The sequence below is a fragment of the Arthrobacter sp. 05T47 genome (assembly GCF_056395825.1).
On record NZ_JBFTKG010000002.1, the window covers coordinates 302,924 to 322,309 of the forward strand.

Below are 19,386 nucleotides of genomic sequence, written 5' to 3' on the forward strand. Positions count from 1 at the left end.
GATGGACAGCCATCAGGACGCTGAAGCAGCACCGGTACTGAACAACGCAGTACCGGTGCGGCACCCCGGCCGCTGGATCAGCGCCATCATCATCGTCGGGTTCCTTGTCGCCTTCCTGCAGAGCCTGTTCACGAACCCCAACTTCCGCTGGGACGTCGTGGGCACCTACATCCTGGACACCAAGGTGGTCCAGGGCGTGATGTGGACACTGTTCCTGACGTTTGCCTCCATGGTCCTGGCGATCGTCCTGGCCATCCTCCTGGCCTTCATGCGGCAGTCCGAGAACTTTGTGTTCCGCTGGTCCAGCTGGACCTGGGTCTGGTTCTTCCGCGGCACCCCGGTGTACACCCAGTTGCTCTTCTGGGGACTGGCAACTGTTCTCTATCCGACGATCGTTCTCGGAATCCCGTTTGGTCCTGCAACCGTCACCTGGGTGACCTCGGATCCCACGCACGGCCTGATCCCGGCCATCCTTGGCCTGGGCCTGAATGAGTCCGCGTATCTCGCGGAGATCTTCCGGGCCGGCCTGAAGTCCGTAGACACGGGCCAGAGTGAGGCTGCCGAGGCACTCGGCATGACAAAGGGCAAGATCATGCGGCGGATCATCCTGCCGCAGGCCATGCGCGTCATCGTTCCGCCTACCGGCAACGAGACCATCGGCATGCTGAAGACCACTTCCCTGGTTCTGGCTGTACCGTTCACGCTGGACCTGACCTTCGCGACCAATGCCCTGGCCAACCGCATTTACCTTCCGATTCCGCTCCTGATTGTTGCTGCTTTCTGGTACCTGCTGGTGACCAGCCTGCTGATGGTGGGCCAGCACTTCATTGAGGCGCACTACGGCAAGGGCGTGGACAACCGGGTTCCGGCGGCAATCAACCCCGCGGCAGCCAAGGCCTCCGCGGCGGTGGCTACCAGCGCCGAGGCCGAGCCGGACCTGAAAATGGACTTCCCCGAGGAGGAGGCGAAATGACGATCACCACTGAGAAACCACTGGTCCAGATCGAGGGCCTTCACAAGTACTACGGCCACCACCACGTGCTGCGCGGCATCGACCTGACCGTCAACCAGGGCGAGGTGTCGGTGGTGATCGGCCCGTCCGGTTCCGGCAAGTCCACCATGCTCCGCTGCGTGAACCTGCTCGAGACCATCAGCGCTGGACGCATTTCCGTGGGCGGCGAGCTGATCGGCTACCGCGAGGTCAAGGGCAGGCTCCATGACCTGAAGACCAAGGAAATCGCAGCCCAGCGGCGCGAGATCGGCATGGTGTTCCAGCGCTTCAACCTGTTCCCGCACAAAACGGCCATGCAGAACATCATGGAAGCCCCGATCCAGGTCAAGGGCCAGTCGAAGGCCGTGGCCCGGAAGCGGGCACTGGAGCTGCTGGACCGCGTGGGGCTCGGCGACCGCGCCGGCCACTACCCGAACCAGCTCTCCGGCGGCCAGCAGCAGCGCGTCGCTATTGCCCGGGCCCTGGCCATGGACCCCGAACTCATGCTGTTCGACGAGCCCACGTCCGCGCTCGACCCGGAACTCGTGGGCGATGTCCTGAACGTGATGAAGGACCTCGCCAAGTCCGGCATGACCATGATCGTGGTGACCCACGAGATCGGCTTCGCCCGCGAGGTCGGCGACCGCCTGACGTTCATGGACGGCGGCGTGGTTGTGGAATCCGGCGACCCGCGCGAAGTCCTGGCCAACCCGCAGCATCCCCGCACCAAGGAGTTCCTGAGCCGGGTGCTGTAATTCCGGTATGCCGCACCGACTAAGGACAGCCGCTACGTGGATCCACGTAGCGGCTGTCCTTTTTTGTAGCGGAAACCTGGGCTACGTCCGCGGGAGGCCTTCCACGGCCGTGGCCACGGCGGCCCGGATGGCGCGGTGCAGTTCCCCGAGCCGGTGCCGGTCCGTGCGCACTTCGATGATGCTGCGGCCCTCCAAAGGCTGGGACAGCGCTTTGGCGAGTTCCGCCGTCGTGCCCACCGCCTGATGCCCGACGCCGTATGCCGCGGCCAGGGCTGCGACGTCCACCCGCTGCGGGGTGGCGAAGAGGCGTTCGACGGCGTCGCCGTAGCGCCCCGCCGCGGCCACTGCGCCGTGCTCCAGGAGCCCGAAGATGGCACCGCCGGCGTCGTTGAGCACCACGATCCGCAGCTGGGGTTCGGCCTCCCCGGCGCCGAGCAGGAGTCCACCGGCGTCGTGCAGGAACGTCACGTCCCCCATGAAAACGGTGGTTTCCTGGCGCCCGCCCAGCGCGATCCCCGTGGCGGTGGACGTGGTGCCGTCGATCCCGGCCAGGCCCCGGTTGGCGAACATGGTGGCCTGCGGTTCCGCGGGCGGTGCCCCGGCCAGGTCCACGTCGCGGATCCCGTTCGAGGAGCCCAGCATCAGCTGTCCGCGGGCGTGCTTCCAGATCTCGGCGCCCGCGGACGGTCCGGTCGCGGCAGGGGACGCGGCAAGGATGAGGTCCACGGCGTGCTGCGCGGCGGCTCCTGCCAGCAGCCAGGCATCGAGCCACGAGGCGGCTCCGCGGCCGGCGAACTCGGCCAGGTCCGCCAGGGATTCCAGCGGCAGTTCGGTGCGGCGGCCGGGTTCGTACCAGGCCACCGGGACGGGCTGGTACAGGGCCGAGGGGACATCCGCCCGCTCCAGCAAAGCGCTGATCGGCCGGGAGAGCGTCGGCCGGCCGAAGAGGACCACGCGCTCGATCGGCTGTGCCGAATCCGTGCCGAAGTGGTCGATCAGCAGCCGGTAGGGGCCCACGGCGTTGGGTCCGAATCGGGCGTTGGAGGACGGTTCGGCAAGCAGCGGCAGGCCGTGCGCGCGGGCGAACGCCTCGGCGACCGGGCCGGCGTCGTGCCCGGCCAGCACCACGGTGCGCCGCTCCGGCAGGGCCGCCGACGCGGCCGGAAAGTCCAGCGCCAGGGGGTTCCGGGCGGCCCGGTATACGCTCCGGCCCGCCGCGGCGGGAAGCCCGTCGCCCACGGCCGGGACCAGCGGATCACGGAAGGCCAGGTTGAGCTGGACAGGACCGGGAGGGGCGTCCTCGAARGCYCCGGTGGCGGCGCTGAGGGCCGTATCCACGGCGCGCYGCGGATCGCTGCCCGCGGGCACGTCGRCRGCGAACCGCACGTGCTCGCCGAACAGGTCCAGCTGCACGGTGGTCTGGTTGGCGCCGGTCCCCCGCAGTTCCTCGGGCCGGTCGGCGGAGATGACCACGAGCGGCACGGCGGCGTGGTTGGCTTCCATGACGGCCGGCAGGAGGTTGCCGACGGCGGTCCCGGAGGTGGTGAGGACGGCGGCGGGGGCGCCGGTGGACAAGGCCACGCCCAGCGCCGTGAAACCGGCCGAACGTTCGTCGATCCTGACCAGCAGCTCAACCCGTCCGGCGGCCTCTGCCTCGGCCAGGGCGTAGGCCATGGGTGCCGAACGCGAGCCCGGGGACACCACCACCTGGCGCACACCGGCTTCGAGCAGGGTGTCGACGGCGATCCGTGCGGCCTCCACCGCGGCAAGGCCTGGCGTGGACGAGGCCGGCGCGGAATCCGCCGGACTCACATGTTCTCCGGCGTTTCGATGCCCAGCAGCTCCAGGCCGCCGGACAGGCGGCGCAGCGCCAGCGCACACAGGGCCAGCCGCGAGTCCCGCACGGATTCCTCGGCCTTGAGCACCGGGCACTGGTCGTAGAAGGCCGTGAACAGCTGCGCCAGCTCAAACAGGTAGCCGCAGAGCCGGTGCGGCTCGAGCGCCTCCCGGACCTTGTTCAGCGTCGCGTCGAACTCCAGCAGATGCAGGGCCAGGGCACGTTCTGCGGGTTCGACGACGGCGATCGCCGTCGCGGGCCCGTTTTCGCCGGTGGCGCCGGCCGCCGCAGCTGCGGATGCCGGCGTGCCGCCGTCGAGACCGCTGGTGATCTGCTCCAGCACCCCGGCTTTGCGAAGGATGGAGCGGATCCTCGCCGCGGCGTACTGCACGTAGGGTCCGGTGTTGCCGCTGAGGGCGAGCATGCGGTCGAAGTCGAAGACGTACTCGGTGTCGTGGCCGGTGGAGAGGTCGGCGTACTTGACGGCGCCGATGCCCACCTGGCGGGCGGTCACGGCGCGTTCCTCCTCGCTGAGCTCGGGCCGGCTCGCGTCGATGACGGCCCGGGCCCGGTCCACGGCCTCCTCGAGCAGGGCCATGAGCTTCACCGGGGCACCCGACCGGGACTTGAGGATCTTCCCGTCCTCGCCGAGCACGTTGCCGATCTGCACATGCACGGCCTCGACCGTGTCCGGCAGCCAGCCGGCGTCCCGGGCGCTGGCCATGACCATGCGCAGGTGGACGTTCTGCGGGGCGCCCACGACATAGAGGATCCGGTTGGCGGCCAGATCGCGGACGCGGTAGCGGATGGTGGCGAGGTCGGTGGTGCCGTAGCCGTAGCCGCCGTCGGATTTGCGGATGATCAGCGGCAGCGGCTGCCCGTCGCGGCCGCTGAAGCCCTCGGGGAAGGTGCAAAGGGCGCCGTCGCTGATCCGGGCGAGCCCGCGGTCCTCGAGCTCCTGGCACAGCTGTGCCAGATGCGCGTCGTAGGAGCTTTCGCCCGCGATGTGGTCGTCGGTGAGGCTGATGCCCAGCGTGGAGTAGATGGCGTTGAAGTAGCGCTTGGACTGGGCGACGAGCCGCTGCCAGACGGCGAAGGTCTCGGCGTCGCCGCCCTGCAGGGCAACCACGCGGAGCCGGGCCCGGGTGGCGAAGCCTTCCGCGTCCGTGGCCGAGGCATCGAACTTGGCCCGCGCGGCCTGGTAGAACGCGCTGGGGTCCTCCACCAGCAGCGCCGCCTCCGGGGAGTCCTCGCCGATCTCGAGCCAGTGCTCGATCAGCATGCCGAACGGTGTGCCCCAGTCCCCGATGTGGTTCTGCCGGATCACGGTGTCGCCGAGGGACTCGAGCACCTTGACGAGGCTGTCCCCCACCACTGTGGTGCGCAGGTGGCCGACGTGCATTTCCTTGGCCACGTTCGGGGAGGAATAGTCGACGACGACGCGCTGCGGTGTCGCGGCGGGCGTGACTGCCGTGGCCGGGGACGCGGCCCGGACCGACTCTGCGTTGAGCAGTTCCTCGATCCACGTGCCGTCAAAGCTCAGGTTGATGAAGCCGGGCCCGGAGATTTCCACGCTGGTGCAGATGCCGTCCAGGTTCAGGGCCTCCACGATCTTTGCGGCGGCGTCCCGCGGCGGCAGGCCGGCCTTCTTGGCCAGGGCCATGGCGGCGTTGATCTGGATGTCGGCGAACTGGGAGGGCCTGACCACCGGGTCCGCCTGCCGGAACTCTTCGCCGAACGCGGTGGCAATTGCAGCCTGGACTCTGGGGACAACCAATTCGGCCGGATTATTCACAGTCCCAAATTATCAGTTCGGGCCTCACCCCCTGCCCTCCCCAGCCCCTCCGCCCGCCCGCACAAGCAGCGCGGGGTCAGATCGCGCCCATCCAGAGCCCCCAAAGTCATGGGCGCGAAGTGACCCCGCGGTGCCGTGGTGCTGTGGCGGCTGGCTAGCCGTTGGTGCGGAACACCTGGACCACGGACGGACGCGGGGCGCGCACCTGGCCCGGCTTCGGCGTCGTGCCCGCGCCGACGTAGTCCGGGAAGTAGGAGTGCTGTTCGGCGAACGTGCCTTCCTCGCCCGGGTGCTGCACGGCGACGAACACGGTGCGTTCCTCGTCGTGGATGACCGGGCCGCAGGTCTCTGCGTCGCGCGGGACGGCGAGGAACTGTTCCACCCGGCCGCGTTCGGCACCGTCCAGGGTCACCTTGAAGAGGCCGTCGGCGTAGCCGATGCTGGAAGGCGCGCCGTCGGTGGAGATCCAGAGGTTGCCCACGGAGTCGAAGGCCACGTTGTCCGGGCAGGAGATGGGTGAGACCTGGCTGGCGGGGAACCCGGCGAAGTACGCGGCGGAGTTCTTGGTCGGATCGCCGCAGACCATCAGCAGGTTCCAGCCGAACGTGGTGGAGGTCTGGTCCCCGGTCTCTGTGATTTCGACGATGTGGCCGTCACGATTCAGGGTTCGGGGATTGACCTCGGTGGCCCCTTCCTTGCCCGGCTTGCCGCGGTCCGCGTTGTTGGTGCAGACCACGTAGACCTTGCCGGTGTGCAGGCTGGGCTGGACGTCCTCGCAGCGGTCCATCTTGGTGGGGCCCACCTTGTCCGCGGCGAGGCGGGTGTACACCAGCACTTCTTCCACGGACATCCCGGCCACCTTGGACTGTCCGCCCACCACGAGTGGCAGCCACTCGCCGGCGCCGTCGAAGGCTCCGTCGGCCGGAAGCTTCCCGGTGCCGTCGAACCCGGCCGCCGGGGAGTTGCCCGTGAACTTGGCGACGTACAGGTCACCCTCCGAGAGCAGCGTGAGGTTGTTCTTGCGGTCCGCCGCCGTTTTGCCGGGCCGGTACGTGCCGGCCGAGACGAACTTGTACAGGTAGTCGAAGCGCTCGTCGTCGCCCATGTAGGCCACCACRTGGCCGGACTTGGCGATGATCACGTTGGCGCCCTCATGCTTGAAGCGGCCCATTGCCGAGTGCTTGCGCGGTGTGGAGGAGGGGTCGAAGGGGTCCACTTCCACGATCCAGCCGAAGCGGTTGGCCTCGTTCCCGTATCCGGGGTTGCGGGTGTCGAAGCGCGGGTCATCAAGTTCCCACTGGCGGGCGGTGGGCTTGCTGGTCAGCCCGTAGCGCTTGTCCGACTCGGAGGTTCCGGGCGTGGCGAAATAGCCGTTGAAGTTTTCCTCGCCGGACAGGATGGTGCCCCACGGGGTGGTTCCGCCGGAGCAGTTGCCCAGCGTGCCCTTGATGGCCCGGCCGGAGGGGTCGGCGACTGTCTTCAGGAGCGCGGATCCGGCGGCGGGGCCGTCGAGCTCGTAGGTGGTGTCCGTCAGGAAGCGGCGGTTCAGTCCGGCGCCGCGGACGTAGCTCCAGGGCTTGTTGGTGTTCTTGCGCTCCAGCTCGACCACCGTCAGGCCATGGGCGGCCCGGCCGATCGCGCGGGTCTCGGCGGCGTCGAACCCGGCCGGCAGCATGATGTTCTCGTTCGTGTATTCGTGGTTCGTGAAGAGCACGGCCCGGCGGTCCTTGGAGCCATCTATCGGCAGGATGTCCGTGTAGTCGTTGTTGTAGCCGAACTGGCGGGCCTGCGCCGCGGCGCTCTGGTGGTCGATGTCGAAGGCCGGCGAGTCGTTGAAGAGCGGGTCGCCCCAGCGGATGACCGGCTGCCAGGTGAACCCGGCGGGGACGGTGAGCTGGTCGACGGCGGCGTCCACCGGAGCGATGGCGGTGAACTGCAGCTTGGACTTTCCAAACCCGTCCTTGGCGGCGGCCGCGAGGCCCGGCCCGCCATCGGCGACGGCGGGTCCGGCCGAGGTCACGGCGTTCCCGAACGCGACGGCGAGAGCGCCGGCGGCGCCGAAGCCCAGGGCGGCACGGCGGGACATCGTGGCGGAGGCGATGTCACGGAAGTAGCTGTTGCTACTGGTGTTGCAGACCTCGCCAGAGCAGGCGTTGTCGCATTTCAGCGCGCAGGTGACGGGGCTCCGCTTGCCTTTGGTGTGGCCGAGCATGGGGAGCAGGGAAAACGTGCGTCCGGAGGAGACAGACATGGAGAGACCTTCCATGGGGTGAGTTGCGGTCGCGCCCACCCTTCCAGCCGCGGACTACGCGGACCCGTCCCCCGGGTGAAGATCCGATGAACGGCTCAGCTCCAGCACGGCATGCACCCGCCGCAGCCGGTCCAGCCACCAGTCCCGGCGGTCCGGGGATGCTGCGTGTGCGGCCAGCAGTTCCGGCGCCGGGCGGACGTCGCGGAGGGCGATCACGCCGTCGTCGGGAACCAGGGAATCTTCCGTGACATCGGCGGCGAGAAGGGACACTGTGCCGAGGCCGCAGGCGTACGGCAGCTTGGGCAGGGCGGCGGCGAGGGCCAGCCCCGCGCGGATCCCCACCGAGGTGTCCAGCGCCGAACTCACGACGGCGGGCAGCCCGGCCCGCGCCACGATCTCCAGGGCACGCCGTACTCCCCCGAGCGGGGCGACCTTGACCACGATCAGGTCCGCGGCGCCGGCGCGCGCCACTTTGAGGGGGTCATCTTCTTTGCGCACGCTCTCGTCCGCGGCAATCAGTACGGGAACTCCGGCAGCTCGGAGCTGCCGCCGAACCTCGGCGAGGCCAGCGATCTCCGGCACGGGCTGTTCGGCATATTCGAGCCCGACGGCGGCGAGCCGTGTGAGTGCCGCGACGGCGCCCGGCACGTCCCAGCCGCCGTTCGCGTCCACCCGGATGGCGGCGTCCGGCAGCGCCTCCCTGACGGCGGCAACCCGGGCGGCGTCCTCGTCCAGGGTCTGGCCGCGTTCGGCAACCTTGATCTTGACCGCATCTACCCGGCCGAAACGGGCCAGGACTTCGGGCACCTGGTGCGACGGCACGGCAGGGACTGTGGCGTTGACGGGGATGCTGTCCCGCAGCGGCGCCGGGAACCCGGACCAGCCAGCTTCGACAGCGGCACCCAGCCAGCGGGAGGCCTCGGCGTCGCCGTACTCGGGGAAGGGGGCGAATTCTCCCCAGCCCAGCGGTCCGCGGAGCAGCAGGGCCTCGCGCTGCAGGATGCCGCGGAACTTCACGCGCATCGGCAGGCTCACAACATAGGCGCCGGCCAGGAGCTCATCCAGGCCGGGCAGGGGTGTGTCGAGGGGTGCCGGGGGGTGCGTGGGGWGGGCGGGCATGGTGCCACTGTACTGGGGTGTCGAATCGGGATGTTGCATGGGGAGGTTGCATGGGGAGCTGCATGGGAATGTTGCACAGGGAAGCTGCATGGGGATGTGGCACAGGGAGGCAGTGTCAGCTGGGGCGAAGGTCCTTGATTGGGCCGGCGTCGACTGGGGGTGAGTCCCTGTTCCAGGAAACTCGTCTCCGCCGGCCCCGCTCAAGGAGCGTAGTGCCGGGGACAAGCCACGCCGGCACACCCGACTCTACGAACTCCCTTCCGGAGCCGCACGAGTAGTGGGTACCTGCTTTTTCGGCGGCCGCTACTCCCCGCCGCGCCGGGCCCTGCACCGGCCCTTCAGCTGGCGCGCAGGGTTCTGTGGGACCCTTAATGGCATGACTTTTCGGCAGGAACGCACCCTATGGGACCCGTCTGCCCAGATTCAGAAAACCCCAACTCCGAAGACCCAGGTCCAGGAGATCCAAGTCCCGGAGATGCAGGTCCCGGAATCCCAAGTCCAGGATCCGCGGGCGGATCCGAAGGCGCGGCGGTCCCCCGGCAAGAGAACGGCCGCACTGTTCGTGCTGGCCACGCTTTTCTGCGTCGCCGCACTGGCCGCCACTTATGTGTTCTTCGTGCGGACCACCGCCGGGCAGTTCATTGACGAATCCGCCCTCGTGGAGGCGGTGGAGCTCAGCGGCACCGCGGGCAAGGCCGCAACCAAACTGCTGGACTGGCTGCCGGCGCTCTCCATGGTGATCGCCTCGATCGTGGTGGTCTTTGTCACCATCCTGCGGCGCCGCTGGTCTGCGGCCGCGATTGCGAKTGCGGCCTGCGTGGGCGCCAATGTGGCCACGCAGATCCTGAAGGACCTGCTCCCGGTCCGGCCGTACCGGGGTGTGGAGACGCTGGAACTGAATTCGCTGCCTTCGGGCCACACCACCATGGCGGCCTCCGCCGCGGCTGCCGTGTTCCTGATGGTCTCGCCGCGCTGGCGGCCGCTGGCTGGGTTCCTGGGCGGCAGCTTCGCCGTCGCCACGGGGGTTTCSACCCTGATCAACCAGTGGCACCGGCCSGCCGACGTGGTGGCRGCCTTCCTGGTGGTGGGAGCCTTCATGATCCCGGCCGGCTGGCTGATCATCCGCCGGGGTCCCCGCTGGAACGTCTGGGAGGGCTACAACACGCACTGGGCCTCGGCCAGGCTGTGGGTGGCGCTTCCCGTGCTCACCGGCCTTGCAGCTGCCGCGGTGGCCGCCTATGCCCTGCTGAGCATCGGCCCGGGCGGGCAGATCAGCACCATCAGTTATTTCTGGGCCGGAACGTCGCTGATCATTATTGCCGGCTACCTCGCCACCGTCGCAGGCGTGTGGTTGTTCGGCCTGGCCGCCCGACCCGTCAAGAGTTCTGGGGTTCAGTAGTTCCGGCGGTGCTTCAGGCGCGGAATCGTCACGGCGAACACTGCCGCGGCGGCGAAGCCGATCACGCCGGTCGCGGCAACCCCGGCCCCCAGGGAGGCGACGGCGGTAACGGCGGACAGCAGCACGGGCCCGCCGGTTGACCCGGCGTCGGCCATGAAGCGCCAGATGCCCAGGAACTGGCCACGTCCGTTGTCCGGCGAGAAGTCGGCCCCGAGCGTCATGTTCAGGCCGGAACTGATCCCGTTGCCGAAGCCGATCAGGAGCGCCGCCAGCATGAGCGAGACGAAGCCCGTGCTGAGCGGGATCAGCACCATGGCCGTACCCATGATGATCGTGGACGGCACGGCCACCCACTGCCGGCCCTTGCGGTCCATCAGCTTGCCTGCCGGGTAGAACACCAGCATGTCGATCGCCCCGGAAATGCCGTAGATAAGGGAAGCCTGCGTGGGGTCCATGCCCAGGTGATCGGCCCACAGCGGGATGACGGCCTGGCGGGAGGCCCGCAGCGCGCTCAGCAGCAGGACCCCCGCGCCCACACTCAGGAAGACCCCCGCGTGGGACACCGCGATGCTGCGCAGGGTGGGCTGCTGCTGCGCCACGTCGCTTGACGGCAGCGGCTTCGCCTCAAGGTCGGGGATGGTGACCGATACCGCCGCGGCGGCGGCCATGGCCACGACGCCGGCCCAGTAGGCTCCGCTGATGCCGGCAAATTGCATCACGACGGCGCCGATGAACGGGCCGATGAAGATCCCGATCCTGTTGACGCCGCCGAGCGTGGACAGTGCACGGGCCCGGACCATGACCGGGACGGCCTCGGTCAGGTATTTCTGCCGGGCGAGGCTGAAAACGCTGGCGGCCATCCCCACCACCACCATCGCCGCAGCCAGCACCCAGAGGCCGCCGGAGAACAGCGGGGCGACGGCCGCGGCGGCGAGGGCTAACGCGCTGGCGGCAGCGGCCCCTACGATCGCCCAGCGTTCACCGAACTTCAGCGTGATCAGGGACGCCGGCAAGTTGAAGAACCAGGATCCGAGTCCGATCAGCGTGACAATCAGCGCAGCGCCGGCCACGGAGGCCCCGAGGTCGCGGGCGGACAGGGCAACCACGGGGAGGATGGCACCTTCACCCAGGCTGAACATGAGGGCCGGCCCGAACGCGGGAACGGCGATGCTGCGGAGGCTGAAGGGGGCGAGGCGTGTGGTTGTCATCCCGTTCATCCTAGGCATCCTCCGCGGCCGAACTTTGCCTAGGCGTCGAAGTGGGTACGGACTTCTTCGCTGGTGAGGTTGCGCAGCACGTCAGCGGCCACATCACGGAGCTTCTGGTTCCGGTTGCTGGACACCCGGGTCAGGATGGCCATGGCCTCGTCCTGGGAGCAGCGGTTCTGCGCCATGATCACACCGCAGGCGAGGTCAATGGAGGTCCGGCGTTCCATGGCGGCCTGCATGTCCTCCGCCCGGGACTGGGCGGTTGCGATCCGCACGGCCAACCGCAGGGCACGACCGGCGAGATCGGCGAATCCGGCCGCCTCCGCAATGATGTCCTCGGTGAACAGTCCGGTGTCCGCGCCGAAGAAGTTCAGTGCCGCGGCGGCGTCCTCGCCGATTTCCAGTGGGACGCCGAGCGTGCTGCGACAGCCGTTGGCTGCGAGTTGGAGCTGGTAGTCGGGCCAGCGGGAGTCGGCGTCGACATCCGCGAGCAGGATGACGGTTTTGGTCCGCAGCGCCTCGATGCAGGGGCCAGCACCGAGGCTTTGTTCGATGCGGTCCAGCACCACGGCCCGGGGGCTGCTGCCCGCGACCGTCATGGTCCGTTTGCGGCGCTGCAGCGTGACGCCGCACTCAACCTCGGCGCCGGTGGTGTGGCTCAGTGTGGCGGCCGAGAATTCCGCGAGGCGGTTCAGGAAGTCCTCGACGTTGTCGGTCCCCAAAAGCAGGTCCTGCAGGTGGCGTGCGGCGTCATCCCCGATGAAGTTGTTGGCCATGCCTTAATCTACCGCGCCCTAATCTGGTGCGGCGGCCCGGCCGGACGGCTCAGCTGTACCCGTCGACGATTGCCGCGGCGATCTCTCGGTAGGCCCGCCGTGTATCGGGGCGCAGCACGTCCAGGGTGACGAGGTCGCCGTCGGCCACTCCGCGGTCGTGAGGAACGGCGATGAGCTGCCGGCAGATGCCGGACAGGTGTTCCTCGATGGCGTCCTTGTCCACCCGGGTGGACACCTCGTCCTTGTCAGTGATGACCACGACGGCGTTGCGGGCCAGGTCTTCGTAGCCGTGGCTGGCCAGCCAGTGCAGGGTGCTGCGGGCCCGCTTAGCGCCGCTGACGGCATAGCCGGCCGCGATAATCAGGTTGTCCGCCGACTGCAGGATCCCGCTCATGGCGTTGTGCGTCACGCCCGTGCCGCAATCGATCAGGGCCACAGAGTAGTAGCCGGCGATGAGCTTGCGGATCCGCAGGTAGGCCTCGGCCGTCAGCGAATCCGATACCTCGGGATCCTGTTCACCGGCAATGAGGTGGAGCCGGCCGGCATGGTGCATGTAGCGGGCCAGCGCCGTGAGGGAATCGACGGACTCGATGTTCTTGAGCAGGTCCGTGATGGTGCGCGGGCTTTGCTGCTGGTAGATCCCCTCGCCGAGGGCACGCTCCACAAGGTCCCCGGAATCGGGGTTGGCGTCGATCGCGCAGGGAGGATCGCCCCGGAACTCGGCCAGGGTCAGGCCGACGCCGACCGTGGTGGAGGTCTTGCCGATGCCGCCCTTCAGGCTCAGGACCGCCGTGTTGTAGCTGCCCTGGAGCTGGCGGGAGATGCGCCGTGCCAGCTCGTCTTCTTCACGCTGCCGGGCACTCGGGCCCAGGTTCAGTCCGCCGCCGGTCAGGTTGTAGAGGGCCCCGCGGAAACCGCCGACGGGCCGGGGTTTCTGCTCGCGGACAAAAAGACCCGGGGAACTGATGAAATCGGGCACCGGGGCGTCCGCCAGGGCGGCTGCCTTGCTGGCCGAGCGTGTGGAACGGGTGGGCTGGGCCGGCACGGCGGGAGCGGCCTGGGGGGCAGGCGGCTTCATGGCAGGGTCCTTGGACGGTTTTGCAGGCTGGGGCCGCGCGGGCGGCGCGTCGGCGGCGGCGGCAGCCTCCGCCCAGGAACTGCTGGGTGCTGTCGGGCGTTGTTCGGCCTGGTTGCTGGAAATAATGGGCATGGTTCCTGTCCAGGCGTCGGAGTCATCACCGCGGCGGCGGTCTCTCCGGCGCGGGAGTTGGCCCTGCTCTGCAGCTGTTTCAGCTTCAGCGAGGGCGTTGGCGGTCTTGTTCTCGACCGGTTCTGGCATGTTTGTTCCCCCCAGGGATCACAGCGCAGACCGCTGCAGTGCTCGATTGACATCGTTCAAGGCACAAGTCTAGGGGCAGGGACGGGCACACTGCCGCTCAGCCACCAAAATCCTGGGTTAGCGGTTGGCCTGCGTGTCCTGCAGGCGCTTGATGAACCAGCGCGACTGCTCTGGACCGTACGGCAAAATCGGGATGGCCTTCGTCGCGTCGTCCGGGGTTTCCCGGGTGGCCTGGATAGCCTGCCGGACCGCGGTGGTCATGGTGTTGGCCATGGTCTTGACGAACTGGTCCGAGCACGGTTCGCCGTGGCCGGGAATCAGGAATTCGTAGCGGTGCCGCAGCGCGGACAGGTGGCGGAGGGCGTCGGCCCAGTCTTCCGGGAATGAGTCCTCGAACGATGGGTGTGAACCCTGCTCCACGAGGTCACCGGCGTAGAGGGTGCTGGCCGAGCCGACCAGGAGGTCGCCGTCGGTGTGGCCGCGGCCCAGATAGAACAAGGTCACGCTCTGCCCGCCAAGGTCCACCAGTACCGGCTGATCTTTCACGATCGCATTCGGTACMACCACCTCAGCGTCGGTGCCCTGCCCTGCCGCCATTTCCGGCTCATCCGAGACCACGAGCCGGCGCTGCTCGTCGCYGTTCTCCTCGATTTCCGCTGCGCAGTTCTCGTGCGCCCAGAATTCGGTGACGCCGTCGTCGGCGAAGACGGCATTGCCGAAGAAGTGGTCGTAGTGGGCGTGCGTGTTGACCACCACCAGCGGCAGCCCGGTCTTTTCCCGCACGGCGGCCAGGATCTCACGGCCCTGCCGGGGGCCGCCGCCGGTGTCGATCACCATGGCGCGCTCGGTGCCGACCACCAGGCCTGTGTTGAGCAGGGAACCTTGAGTTGTCAGTACGTAGTTGTCCGGACCGACCTCGAGCCATCGTGACATTGAATCTCCGTATTTCCGACGCTTTCCGGCGTTGTAGTGCGGTGGAGTTGGTGCTTTGTACAGGCCTCGATTCTACCCATGCCTGCTGGCAATTCCCGGGGAGCGTGCCCGTGCGGTCCAGGCAGTTGATGTACCGGGATGCCCTCGTCTTGGCTCCCGCCGCGGTGTAGCCTGTGGGCAACTTCCATCGCTGAGCCAGTGGCTCCACCGAACGATTGGGGGTGGCTCCCGTTGAATTCCGGCACTTCCCTGGAGCGGATGGTGTTCTTCAGCGATGCCGTCTTCGCCATCGCCCTGACCCTTTTGGCCCTGGACCTGAAACTGCCCGAGGGCATCCCCGCGGATCAGGTGGACGAAGCCCTGGTCGCGGCCCTGCCGCAGTTGCTGGCTTACGCCTTGTCCTTCGTCATCATCGCCAAGACCTGGATGTCCCACCACTCGGACTTTGCCCTCATCCGCCGCTTCAACGCGAAATTGGCCTGGCTGAATCTGGCCCTGTTGTTCTTCATCGCCATGCTGCCCGGTCCGACCTCGATCCTCAGCGACTACGGCGACGACCCCACGCCGTGGCCAAGCATTTTGTACGCCGCGAACATTGGTGCGGTCTACCTGATGCTGGCCGCCATCTGGGGCTATGCGAAGCATGCCGGACTGATGGCCCGGGAGATGGCCACCCACGTCCACGGCCGTATCTTCAACGCGCGGCTGGCCGTGGCGCTGGTCTTCCTGCTCTCGATTCCGGCGGCATTCGCCCTCAACTCCTACACGCCGTTCTTCTGGCTGCTGCTCCTGCCGGCATCGTGGCTGGCGGGGCGGCTTTCGGCCTCCACGGCGCGGAAAGCAGAAAAGGAGACTGCGAAAAAAGCGGAGAAAAATACGGAGCGGAGGCCGGGGACCGCACAGAATTAGGGGACCGCACAGAACTAACAGAACTGGCCGTGCGGTCCCCGCCCGCCTTACATGTCCGCGAGCACCGACCCCGGGTTCTCGATCGCGTCGGCCACGTAGCGCAGGAAACCGCCGGCCGCGCCGCCGTCGCACACCCGGTGGTCGAATGTGAGGGTCAGTTCGGTGACCTTGCGGACCGCGAGCTCGCCGTTGACCACCCAGGGCTTGTCGATGATGCGCCCGACGCCGAGGATCCCGACCTCGGGGTGGTTGATGATCGCGGCGGATCCGTCCACGCCGAACACGCCGTAGTTGTTCAGCGTGAACGTGCCGCTGCCCAGTTCCGCCGGGGTCGCTTTGCCCTCGCGCACGACGGCGGTGAGGCGGCGGATCTCCGCGTCCAGTTCGCGGGCGCTGAGCTTGTCCGCGTTCCGCACGGACGGGACCATCAGTCCGCGGTCGGTCTGCGCGGCGAACCCGAGGTTGACGCCGTCGAAGGCCACAATCTCCTGCATGGCGCCGCCGGCGACGTCCTCGGTGGTTACGATCCTGGTGTTCAGCTCCGGGTACTTCTTCAGCCCCGCGACGACGAACCGTGCGATGAAAGCCAGCAGCCCCGGCGTGTTGTGCGGGTCGGCCTTCTTCAGCGCGGCACGCATCTCCACGAGCGCCGTGGCGTCCACGTCCACCCACACGGTTGCTTCCGGGATCTCGGACCGGCTGCGCGTCATGTTCGCCGCCACAGCCTTGCGCACGCCCCGCACGGCGGTACGCCCGGAGATACCCAGCCCGGTCCGCGCATCCGTAGCAGACGGAGCAGACGCCGCGGCAGGAGCGGCAGGAACAGGAGCAGGAGCGGCAGGCTCCGCCACCGCCCGCTCCGCCACCGGAGACGGCTTGATCACTGCCTCCACATCCCGCCGCATGATGAGCCCGCTGGCCCCCGACCCCTGGAGTCCCCCCAAATCAACCCCATGATCGCGCGCCATCCGGCGAACCAGCGGAGAAATAACGGCCCCCAACTTCCCCGGCACGCGGGTCCGCATGAGCACCAGGTCATCGGCAGCCTTCTCGGCAGCCGACACCCCGGAAACCGACTCGGCGACTGAAGAAGCGGCGGCGGCCCGCTTAGGAGCCCGAGTCCGCCGGGCAACCCCATGCCCGCCCGGAGTCCCATAACCAATCAAGACATTCCCGGACCCAGCCTTCTCCTCCTCGCGATACGCCTCAGCCGCGGCAGCGGCCGGGGTGTCAGCAACAACACCAGGCGATGCCGGTGAGCCAGAAGCGAAACCAGCCGGCGCGGATGATGCCGCCCCGGGAGTGGCATCGGGCCTGTCGGAGCCGGACGGCATGCTGCTTGCAGCAATGCCGTCCGGCGAAGGGGCGGGGGCGGCATCATCCGTGCCGGCACCACCGGGGGCGGACGAGGAAGCACCAACCGGCATCACGGAGATCAGCGGCTTGCCGACGTCGAGCGTCTGGCCCGGCTCGCCGTGCAGCACGGCCACTGTGCCGGCGTACGGGGAGGGCACCTCCACCATGGACTTGGCGGTCTCCACTTCGGCGATCGGCTGGTCAACGCGGATCTCATCGCCCACGGCCACGAGCCAGTTCACGAGTTCGGCTTCGGTAAGGCCTTCGCCCAGGTCCGGGAGGAGGAATACTTTCGGTTCGCTCATGGTCAGTCTTCCCACTGGAGGTCGTCAACGGCGTCGAGGATGCGGTCCACGCCGGGCAGGTAGTAGTGCTCAAGCTTCGGCGCCGGGTAAGGCACGTCGAAGCCGGTGACGCGGCGGATCGGTGCGGCGAGGTGGTGGAAGCAGCGTTCCTGGACCCGGGCGACGATTTCAGAGGCCACGGACGCGAAGCCGTGGGCCTCGGCGATGACCACGGCGCGGCCGGTCTTGCGGACCGAGGCGCAGACGGTTTCGTCGTCGAAAGGGACGATCGAGCGGACGTCGATCACTTCGAGCGAGCGGCCTTCCTCGGCGGCGGCGGCCGCGGCGGCGAGCGCCGTCGGGACGGACGGCCCGTAGGCGATCAGCGTGGCGTCGGTGCCGGGGCGGGCGACGGCGGCCCGGCCCTCGGAGGACGTGCCGCGCTCGGTGTTCGCGGCGTGCTCGGCGCGCAGCGCGTCCAGGTCCACCTGGTCCTTGGACCAGTACAGCTTCTTGGGCTCCATGAACATGACGGGGTCATCGGAGTCGATGGCTTCGCGGAGCATCCGGTAGCCGTCCGCCACGGTGGCGGGGGTGAAGACCTTCAGGCCGGCGGTGTGCGCGTAGTAGGCCTCGGAGGAGTCGCAGTGGTGCTCCACTCCGCCGATGCCGCCGGCGTACGGGACCCGGATGACCATGGGCAGCTTGACGGCGCCCTTGGTGCGGTTGTGCATCTTGGCGACGTGGCTGACGATCTGTTCGAAGGCCGGGTAGGCGAACGCGTCGAACTGCATTTCGATGACCGGGCGCATGCCGTTCATGGCCATGCCCACGGCCATGCCGACGATCCCGGATTCGGCCAGCGGGGTGTCGAAGCAGCGGCTTGTGCCGAAGGTCTTGGTGAGCCCGTCGGTGATGCGGAATACGCCGCCGAGCATGCCGACGTCCTCGCCGAAGACCAGGACTGAGGGGTCCGCGTGCATGGCGTCGGCCATCGCGGTGTTGAGGGCCTTGGCCAGCGTGATGGTCTGCGGGCCGGTCAGCTCCGCGGTGGCAGCAGCCTTGGCGGCGGCGCGGGCGGTCGCGGCGCTGACGTTGCCGTTCGCCTCGGAGGACGTGGTGATGGTGGGGCTCATTTGCCGGCCTCCGTTGCGGTGGATGCGGCGTCGCGGGCCAGTTCGTCGGCGAGCATGGCGGACTGTTCCTTCAGCTGCGGGGTCGGGGTGGAGAAGACGTAGCTGAAGAGGTCCTGCGGCTCCACCGGAACCTCTTCGCCGAGGCCTTCGCGCAGCTGCGTGGCAACCGCCTCCGCCTTTTCGGCGATTGTGGCGGCGCGGCCGTCGTCGAGCAGGCCGCGGTCCGTCAGGTAGGTCTTCATGCGGCTCAGGGGGTCCTTGGCCACCCATTCGGCGACTTCGCTGTCCTGCCGGTAGCGGGTGGCGTCGTCGGCGTTGGTGTGCGCCTGCATCCGGTAGGTGTGGGCCTCCACCAGGAGCGGCCCGGAGCCTTCGCGGGCGAGCTTGACGGCCCGGCCGAGGACGGCGAGCAGGGCGACGACGTCGTTGCCGTCCACGCGTTCGCCGGCCATGCCGTAGCCCACGGCTTTGTGGGCCAGCGACGGCGCGACGGACTGGTGCGCTAGCGGCACGGAGATCGCGTACTGGTTGTTCTGGACGAAGAAGACCACGGGCAGGTGGAAGACGGCGGCGAAGTTCAGGGCCTCGTGGAAGTCGCCTTCGCTCGTGGCGCCGTCGCCGCACATGGCCAGGACCACGGTGTCCTCGCCGCGCAGCTTGGCGGCGTGGGCAACGCCGACGCCGTGCAGCAGCTGGGTGGTCAGCGGCGTGCACTGGATGCCGACTTTGTTCTTGGCGGGGTCGTAGCCGCCGTGCCAGTCGCCGCGGAACAGCGTCATGGTCTGGACGGGGTCAACGCCGCGGGCCATCACGGCCACGGAGTCGCGGTAGGTGGGGAACAGCCAGTCGCCCTCGGCAAGGCACAGCGCGGCGGCAACCTGGCAGGCTTCCTGGCCGTGGCTTGAGGGGTAGACGGCCATGCGGCCCTGACGGACCAGCGCGGAGTTCTGGTCGTTGACGCGGCGGCCGACGACGAGCTGCTCGTAGGCGGCCAGCAGTTCGGCCTCGGAAGGCAGGCTGTATTCGTGCCCGGGCTGGGTGCCCTGCTCCGTGTGGGGATTCAGGGTGCCGTCCGGGCCGACCATCTGGATCTGATGGCGGGCCGGGAGCATGTAGTCCTCAACAGTGATGCCGAACTTGCTCACGGCCTCGCTGGCTGGATCCTGCTGCGCGGCCGGCTGTGTCGCCTGCCCCGGCTCCGCTGTCGCGGGCTGATGCGCAGCGTGGTCTGCGGAGATCGTCATTGGTCCGTCCTTCTGTAGCCACTAGTCTTTCCCAGTATGCCGCCAGCCGATGTT

15 protein-coding genes are annotated in these 19,386 nt (G+C 68.4%); 4 read left to right on the top strand and 11 right to left on the bottom strand.

The features are described 5' to 3' along the window. The first annotated feature begins 1 nt into the window (after position 1). Both AC1DEY_RS03530 and AC1DEY_RS03535 read left to right on the top strand, forming a co-directional pair. The gene (locus AC1DEY_RS03530; RefSeq protein ID WP_476866772.1) at positions 2 to 973 is read left to right on the top strand and encodes an amino acid ABC transporter permease; all 972 of its coding nucleotides are present in this window, start codon (positions 2 to 4) and stop codon (positions 971 to 973) included. Further along, positions 970 to 1,746 (top strand): amino acid ABC transporter ATP-binding protein, encoded by a 777-nt coding sequence (locus AC1DEY_RS03535; RefSeq protein WP_476866773.1) that lies wholly within the window; start codon positions 970 to 972, stop codon positions 1,744 to 1,746. Before AC1DEY_RS03530 ends, AC1DEY_RS03535 begins: the two co-directional genes overlap by 4 nt. 81 nt (positions 1,747 to 1,827) lie before the next feature. Here AC1DEY_RS03535 and menD read toward each other — a convergent pair whose 3' ends face one another. From menD to AC1DEY_RS03555, 4 genes are all read right to left on the bottom strand, one after another. Continuing rightward, positions 1,828 to 3,558, bottom strand: coding sequence for a 2-succinyl-5-enolpyruvyl-6-hydroxy-3-cyclohexene-1-carboxylic-acid synthase (gene menD, locus AC1DEY_RS03540; protein WP_476866774.1), 1,731 nt, complete (start codon positions 3,556 to 3,558; stop codon positions 1,828 to 1,830). Further along, positions 3,555 to 5,378 carry an arginine--tRNA ligase gene (gene argS / locus AC1DEY_RS03545; RefSeq protein ID WP_476866775.1) on the bottom strand — a complete coding sequence of 608 codons (1,824 nt, stop codon included), beginning with the start codon at positions 5,376 to 5,378 and terminating at the stop codon, positions 3,555 to 3,557. The genes menD and argS overlap by 4 nt, the downstream gene beginning before the upstream one ends. 154 nt (positions 5,379 to 5,532) lie before the next feature. Next, positions 5,533 to 7,629: a PhoX family protein gene (locus tag AC1DEY_RS03550; RefSeq protein WP_476866776.1), complete on the bottom strand. Its 2,097-nt coding sequence runs from the start codon at positions 7,627 to 7,629 to the stop codon at positions 5,533 to 5,535. A gap of 54 nt (positions 7,630 to 7,683) precedes the next feature. Further along, entirely contained in the window at positions 7,684 to 8,748 is a 1,065-nt protein-coding gene (locus tag AC1DEY_RS03555; RefSeq protein ID WP_476866777.1) for an o-succinylbenzoate synthase, read from the bottom strand. A gap of 376 nt (positions 8,749 to 9,124) precedes the next feature. Here AC1DEY_RS03555 and AC1DEY_RS03560 point away from each other — a divergent pair, with 376 nt between their 5' ends. Further along, positions 9,125 to 10,147, top strand: coding sequence for a phosphatase PAP2 family protein (locus AC1DEY_RS03560; RefSeq protein ID WP_476866778.1), 1,023 nt, complete (start codon positions 9,125 to 9,127; stop codon positions 10,145 to 10,147). Here AC1DEY_RS03560 and AC1DEY_RS03565 read toward each other — a convergent pair. The 4 genes from AC1DEY_RS03565 to AC1DEY_RS03580 all read right to left on the bottom strand — a co-directional run bounded on the left by AC1DEY_RS03565 (position 10,141) and on the right by AC1DEY_RS03580 (position 14,403). Further along, positions 10,141 to 11,355, bottom strand: a complete 1,215-nt coding sequence (locus AC1DEY_RS03565; RefSeq protein WP_476866779.1) for an MFS transporter — start codon at positions 11,353 to 11,355, stop codon at positions 10,141 to 10,143. The genes AC1DEY_RS03560 and AC1DEY_RS03565 overlap by 7 nt on opposite strands. 38 nt (positions 11,356 to 11,393) lie before the next feature. Then, positions 11,394 to 12,131: a GAF and ANTAR domain-containing protein gene (locus tag AC1DEY_RS03570; protein WP_476866780.1), complete on the bottom strand. Its 738-nt coding sequence runs from the start codon at positions 12,129 to 12,131 to the stop codon at positions 11,394 to 11,396. Positions 12,132 to 12,180: 49 nt separating this feature from the next. Further along, the gene (locus AC1DEY_RS03575; protein WP_476866781.1) at positions 12,181 to 13,470 is read right to left on the bottom strand and encodes a MinD/ParA family ATP-binding protein; all 1,290 of its coding nucleotides are present in this window, start codon (positions 13,468 to 13,470) and stop codon (positions 12,181 to 12,183) included. A 117-nt stretch (positions 13,471 to 13,587) separates the two neighbouring features. After that, a complete protein-coding gene (locus AC1DEY_RS03580; RefSeq protein ID WP_476866782.1) occupies positions 13,588 to 14,403 on the bottom strand; it encodes an MBL fold metallo-hydrolase in 816 nt (271 codons plus the stop codon). 231 nt (positions 14,404 to 14,634) lie between these two features. On the opposite strand from AC1DEY_RS03580, the gene AC1DEY_RS03585 reads away from it, so the two are divergent. Further along, positions 14,635 to 15,312 (top strand): TMEM175 family protein, encoded by a 678-nt coding sequence (locus AC1DEY_RS03585; protein ID WP_476866783.1) that lies wholly within the window; start codon positions 14,635 to 14,637, stop codon positions 15,310 to 15,312. Between the two features lie 47 nt (positions 15,313 to 15,359). On the opposite strand, the gene AC1DEY_RS03590 is transcribed toward AC1DEY_RS03585, so the two are convergent. From AC1DEY_RS03590 to pdhA, 3 genes are read right to left on the bottom strand one after another with little or no spacing between them, the layout of a single operon-like run. After that, positions 15,360 to 16,973, bottom strand: a complete 1,614-nt coding sequence (locus AC1DEY_RS03590) for a dihydrolipoamide acetyltransferase family protein (protein WP_476866784.1) — start codon at positions 16,971 to 16,973, stop codon at positions 15,360 to 15,362. A gap of 2 nt (positions 16,974 to 16,975) precedes the next feature. Beyond that, positions 16,976 to 18,088, bottom strand: coding sequence for an alpha-ketoacid dehydrogenase subunit beta (locus AC1DEY_RS03595; RefSeq protein ID WP_277526417.1), 1,113 nt, complete (start codon positions 18,086 to 18,088; stop codon positions 16,976 to 16,978). Then, on the bottom strand, positions 18,085 to 19,332 hold the full coding sequence (gene pdhA / locus AC1DEY_RS03600) for a pyruvate dehydrogenase (acetyl-transferring) E1 component subunit alpha (protein ID WP_476866785.1): 1,248 nt from the start codon (positions 19,330 to 19,332) through the stop codon (positions 18,085 to 18,087). The genes AC1DEY_RS03595 and pdhA overlap by 4 nt, the downstream gene beginning before the upstream one ends. Positions 19,333 to 19,386: the final 54 nt, after the last annotated feature.

Bases quoted from the DNA above. Each gene is read 5' to 3' on its own strand.
- AC1DEY_RS03595 (WP_277526417.1), bottom strand. From the start codon at position 18,088: ATGAGCCCCACCATCACCACGTCCTCCGAGGCGAACGGCAACGTCAGC.
- AC1DEY_RS03565 (WP_476866779.1), bottom strand. From the start codon at position 11,355: ATGACAACCACACGCCTCGCCCCCTTCAGCCTCCGCAGCATCGCCGTT.
- pdhA (WP_476866785.1), bottom strand. From the start codon at position 19,332: ATGACGATCTCCGCAGACCACGCTGCGCATCAGCCCGCGACAGCGGAG.
- AC1DEY_RS03590 (WP_476866784.1), bottom strand. From the start codon at position 16,973: ATGAGCGAACCGAAAGTATTCCTCCTCCCGGACCTGGGCGAAGGCCTT.
- AC1DEY_RS03535 (WP_476866773.1), top strand. From the start codon at position 970: ATGACGATCACCACTGAGAAACCACTGGTCCAGATCGAGGGCCTTCAC.
- AC1DEY_RS03570 (WP_476866780.1), bottom strand. From the start codon at position 12,131: ATGGCCAACAACTTCATCGGGGATGACGCCGCACGCCACCTGCAGGAC.
- AC1DEY_RS03575 (WP_476866781.1), bottom strand. From the start codon at position 13,470: ATGCCAGAACCGGTCGAGAACAAGACCGCCAACGCCCTCGCTGAAGCT.
- AC1DEY_RS03530 (WP_476866772.1), top strand. From the start codon at position 2: ATGGACAGCCATCAGGACGCTGAAGCAGCACCGGTACTGAACAACGCA.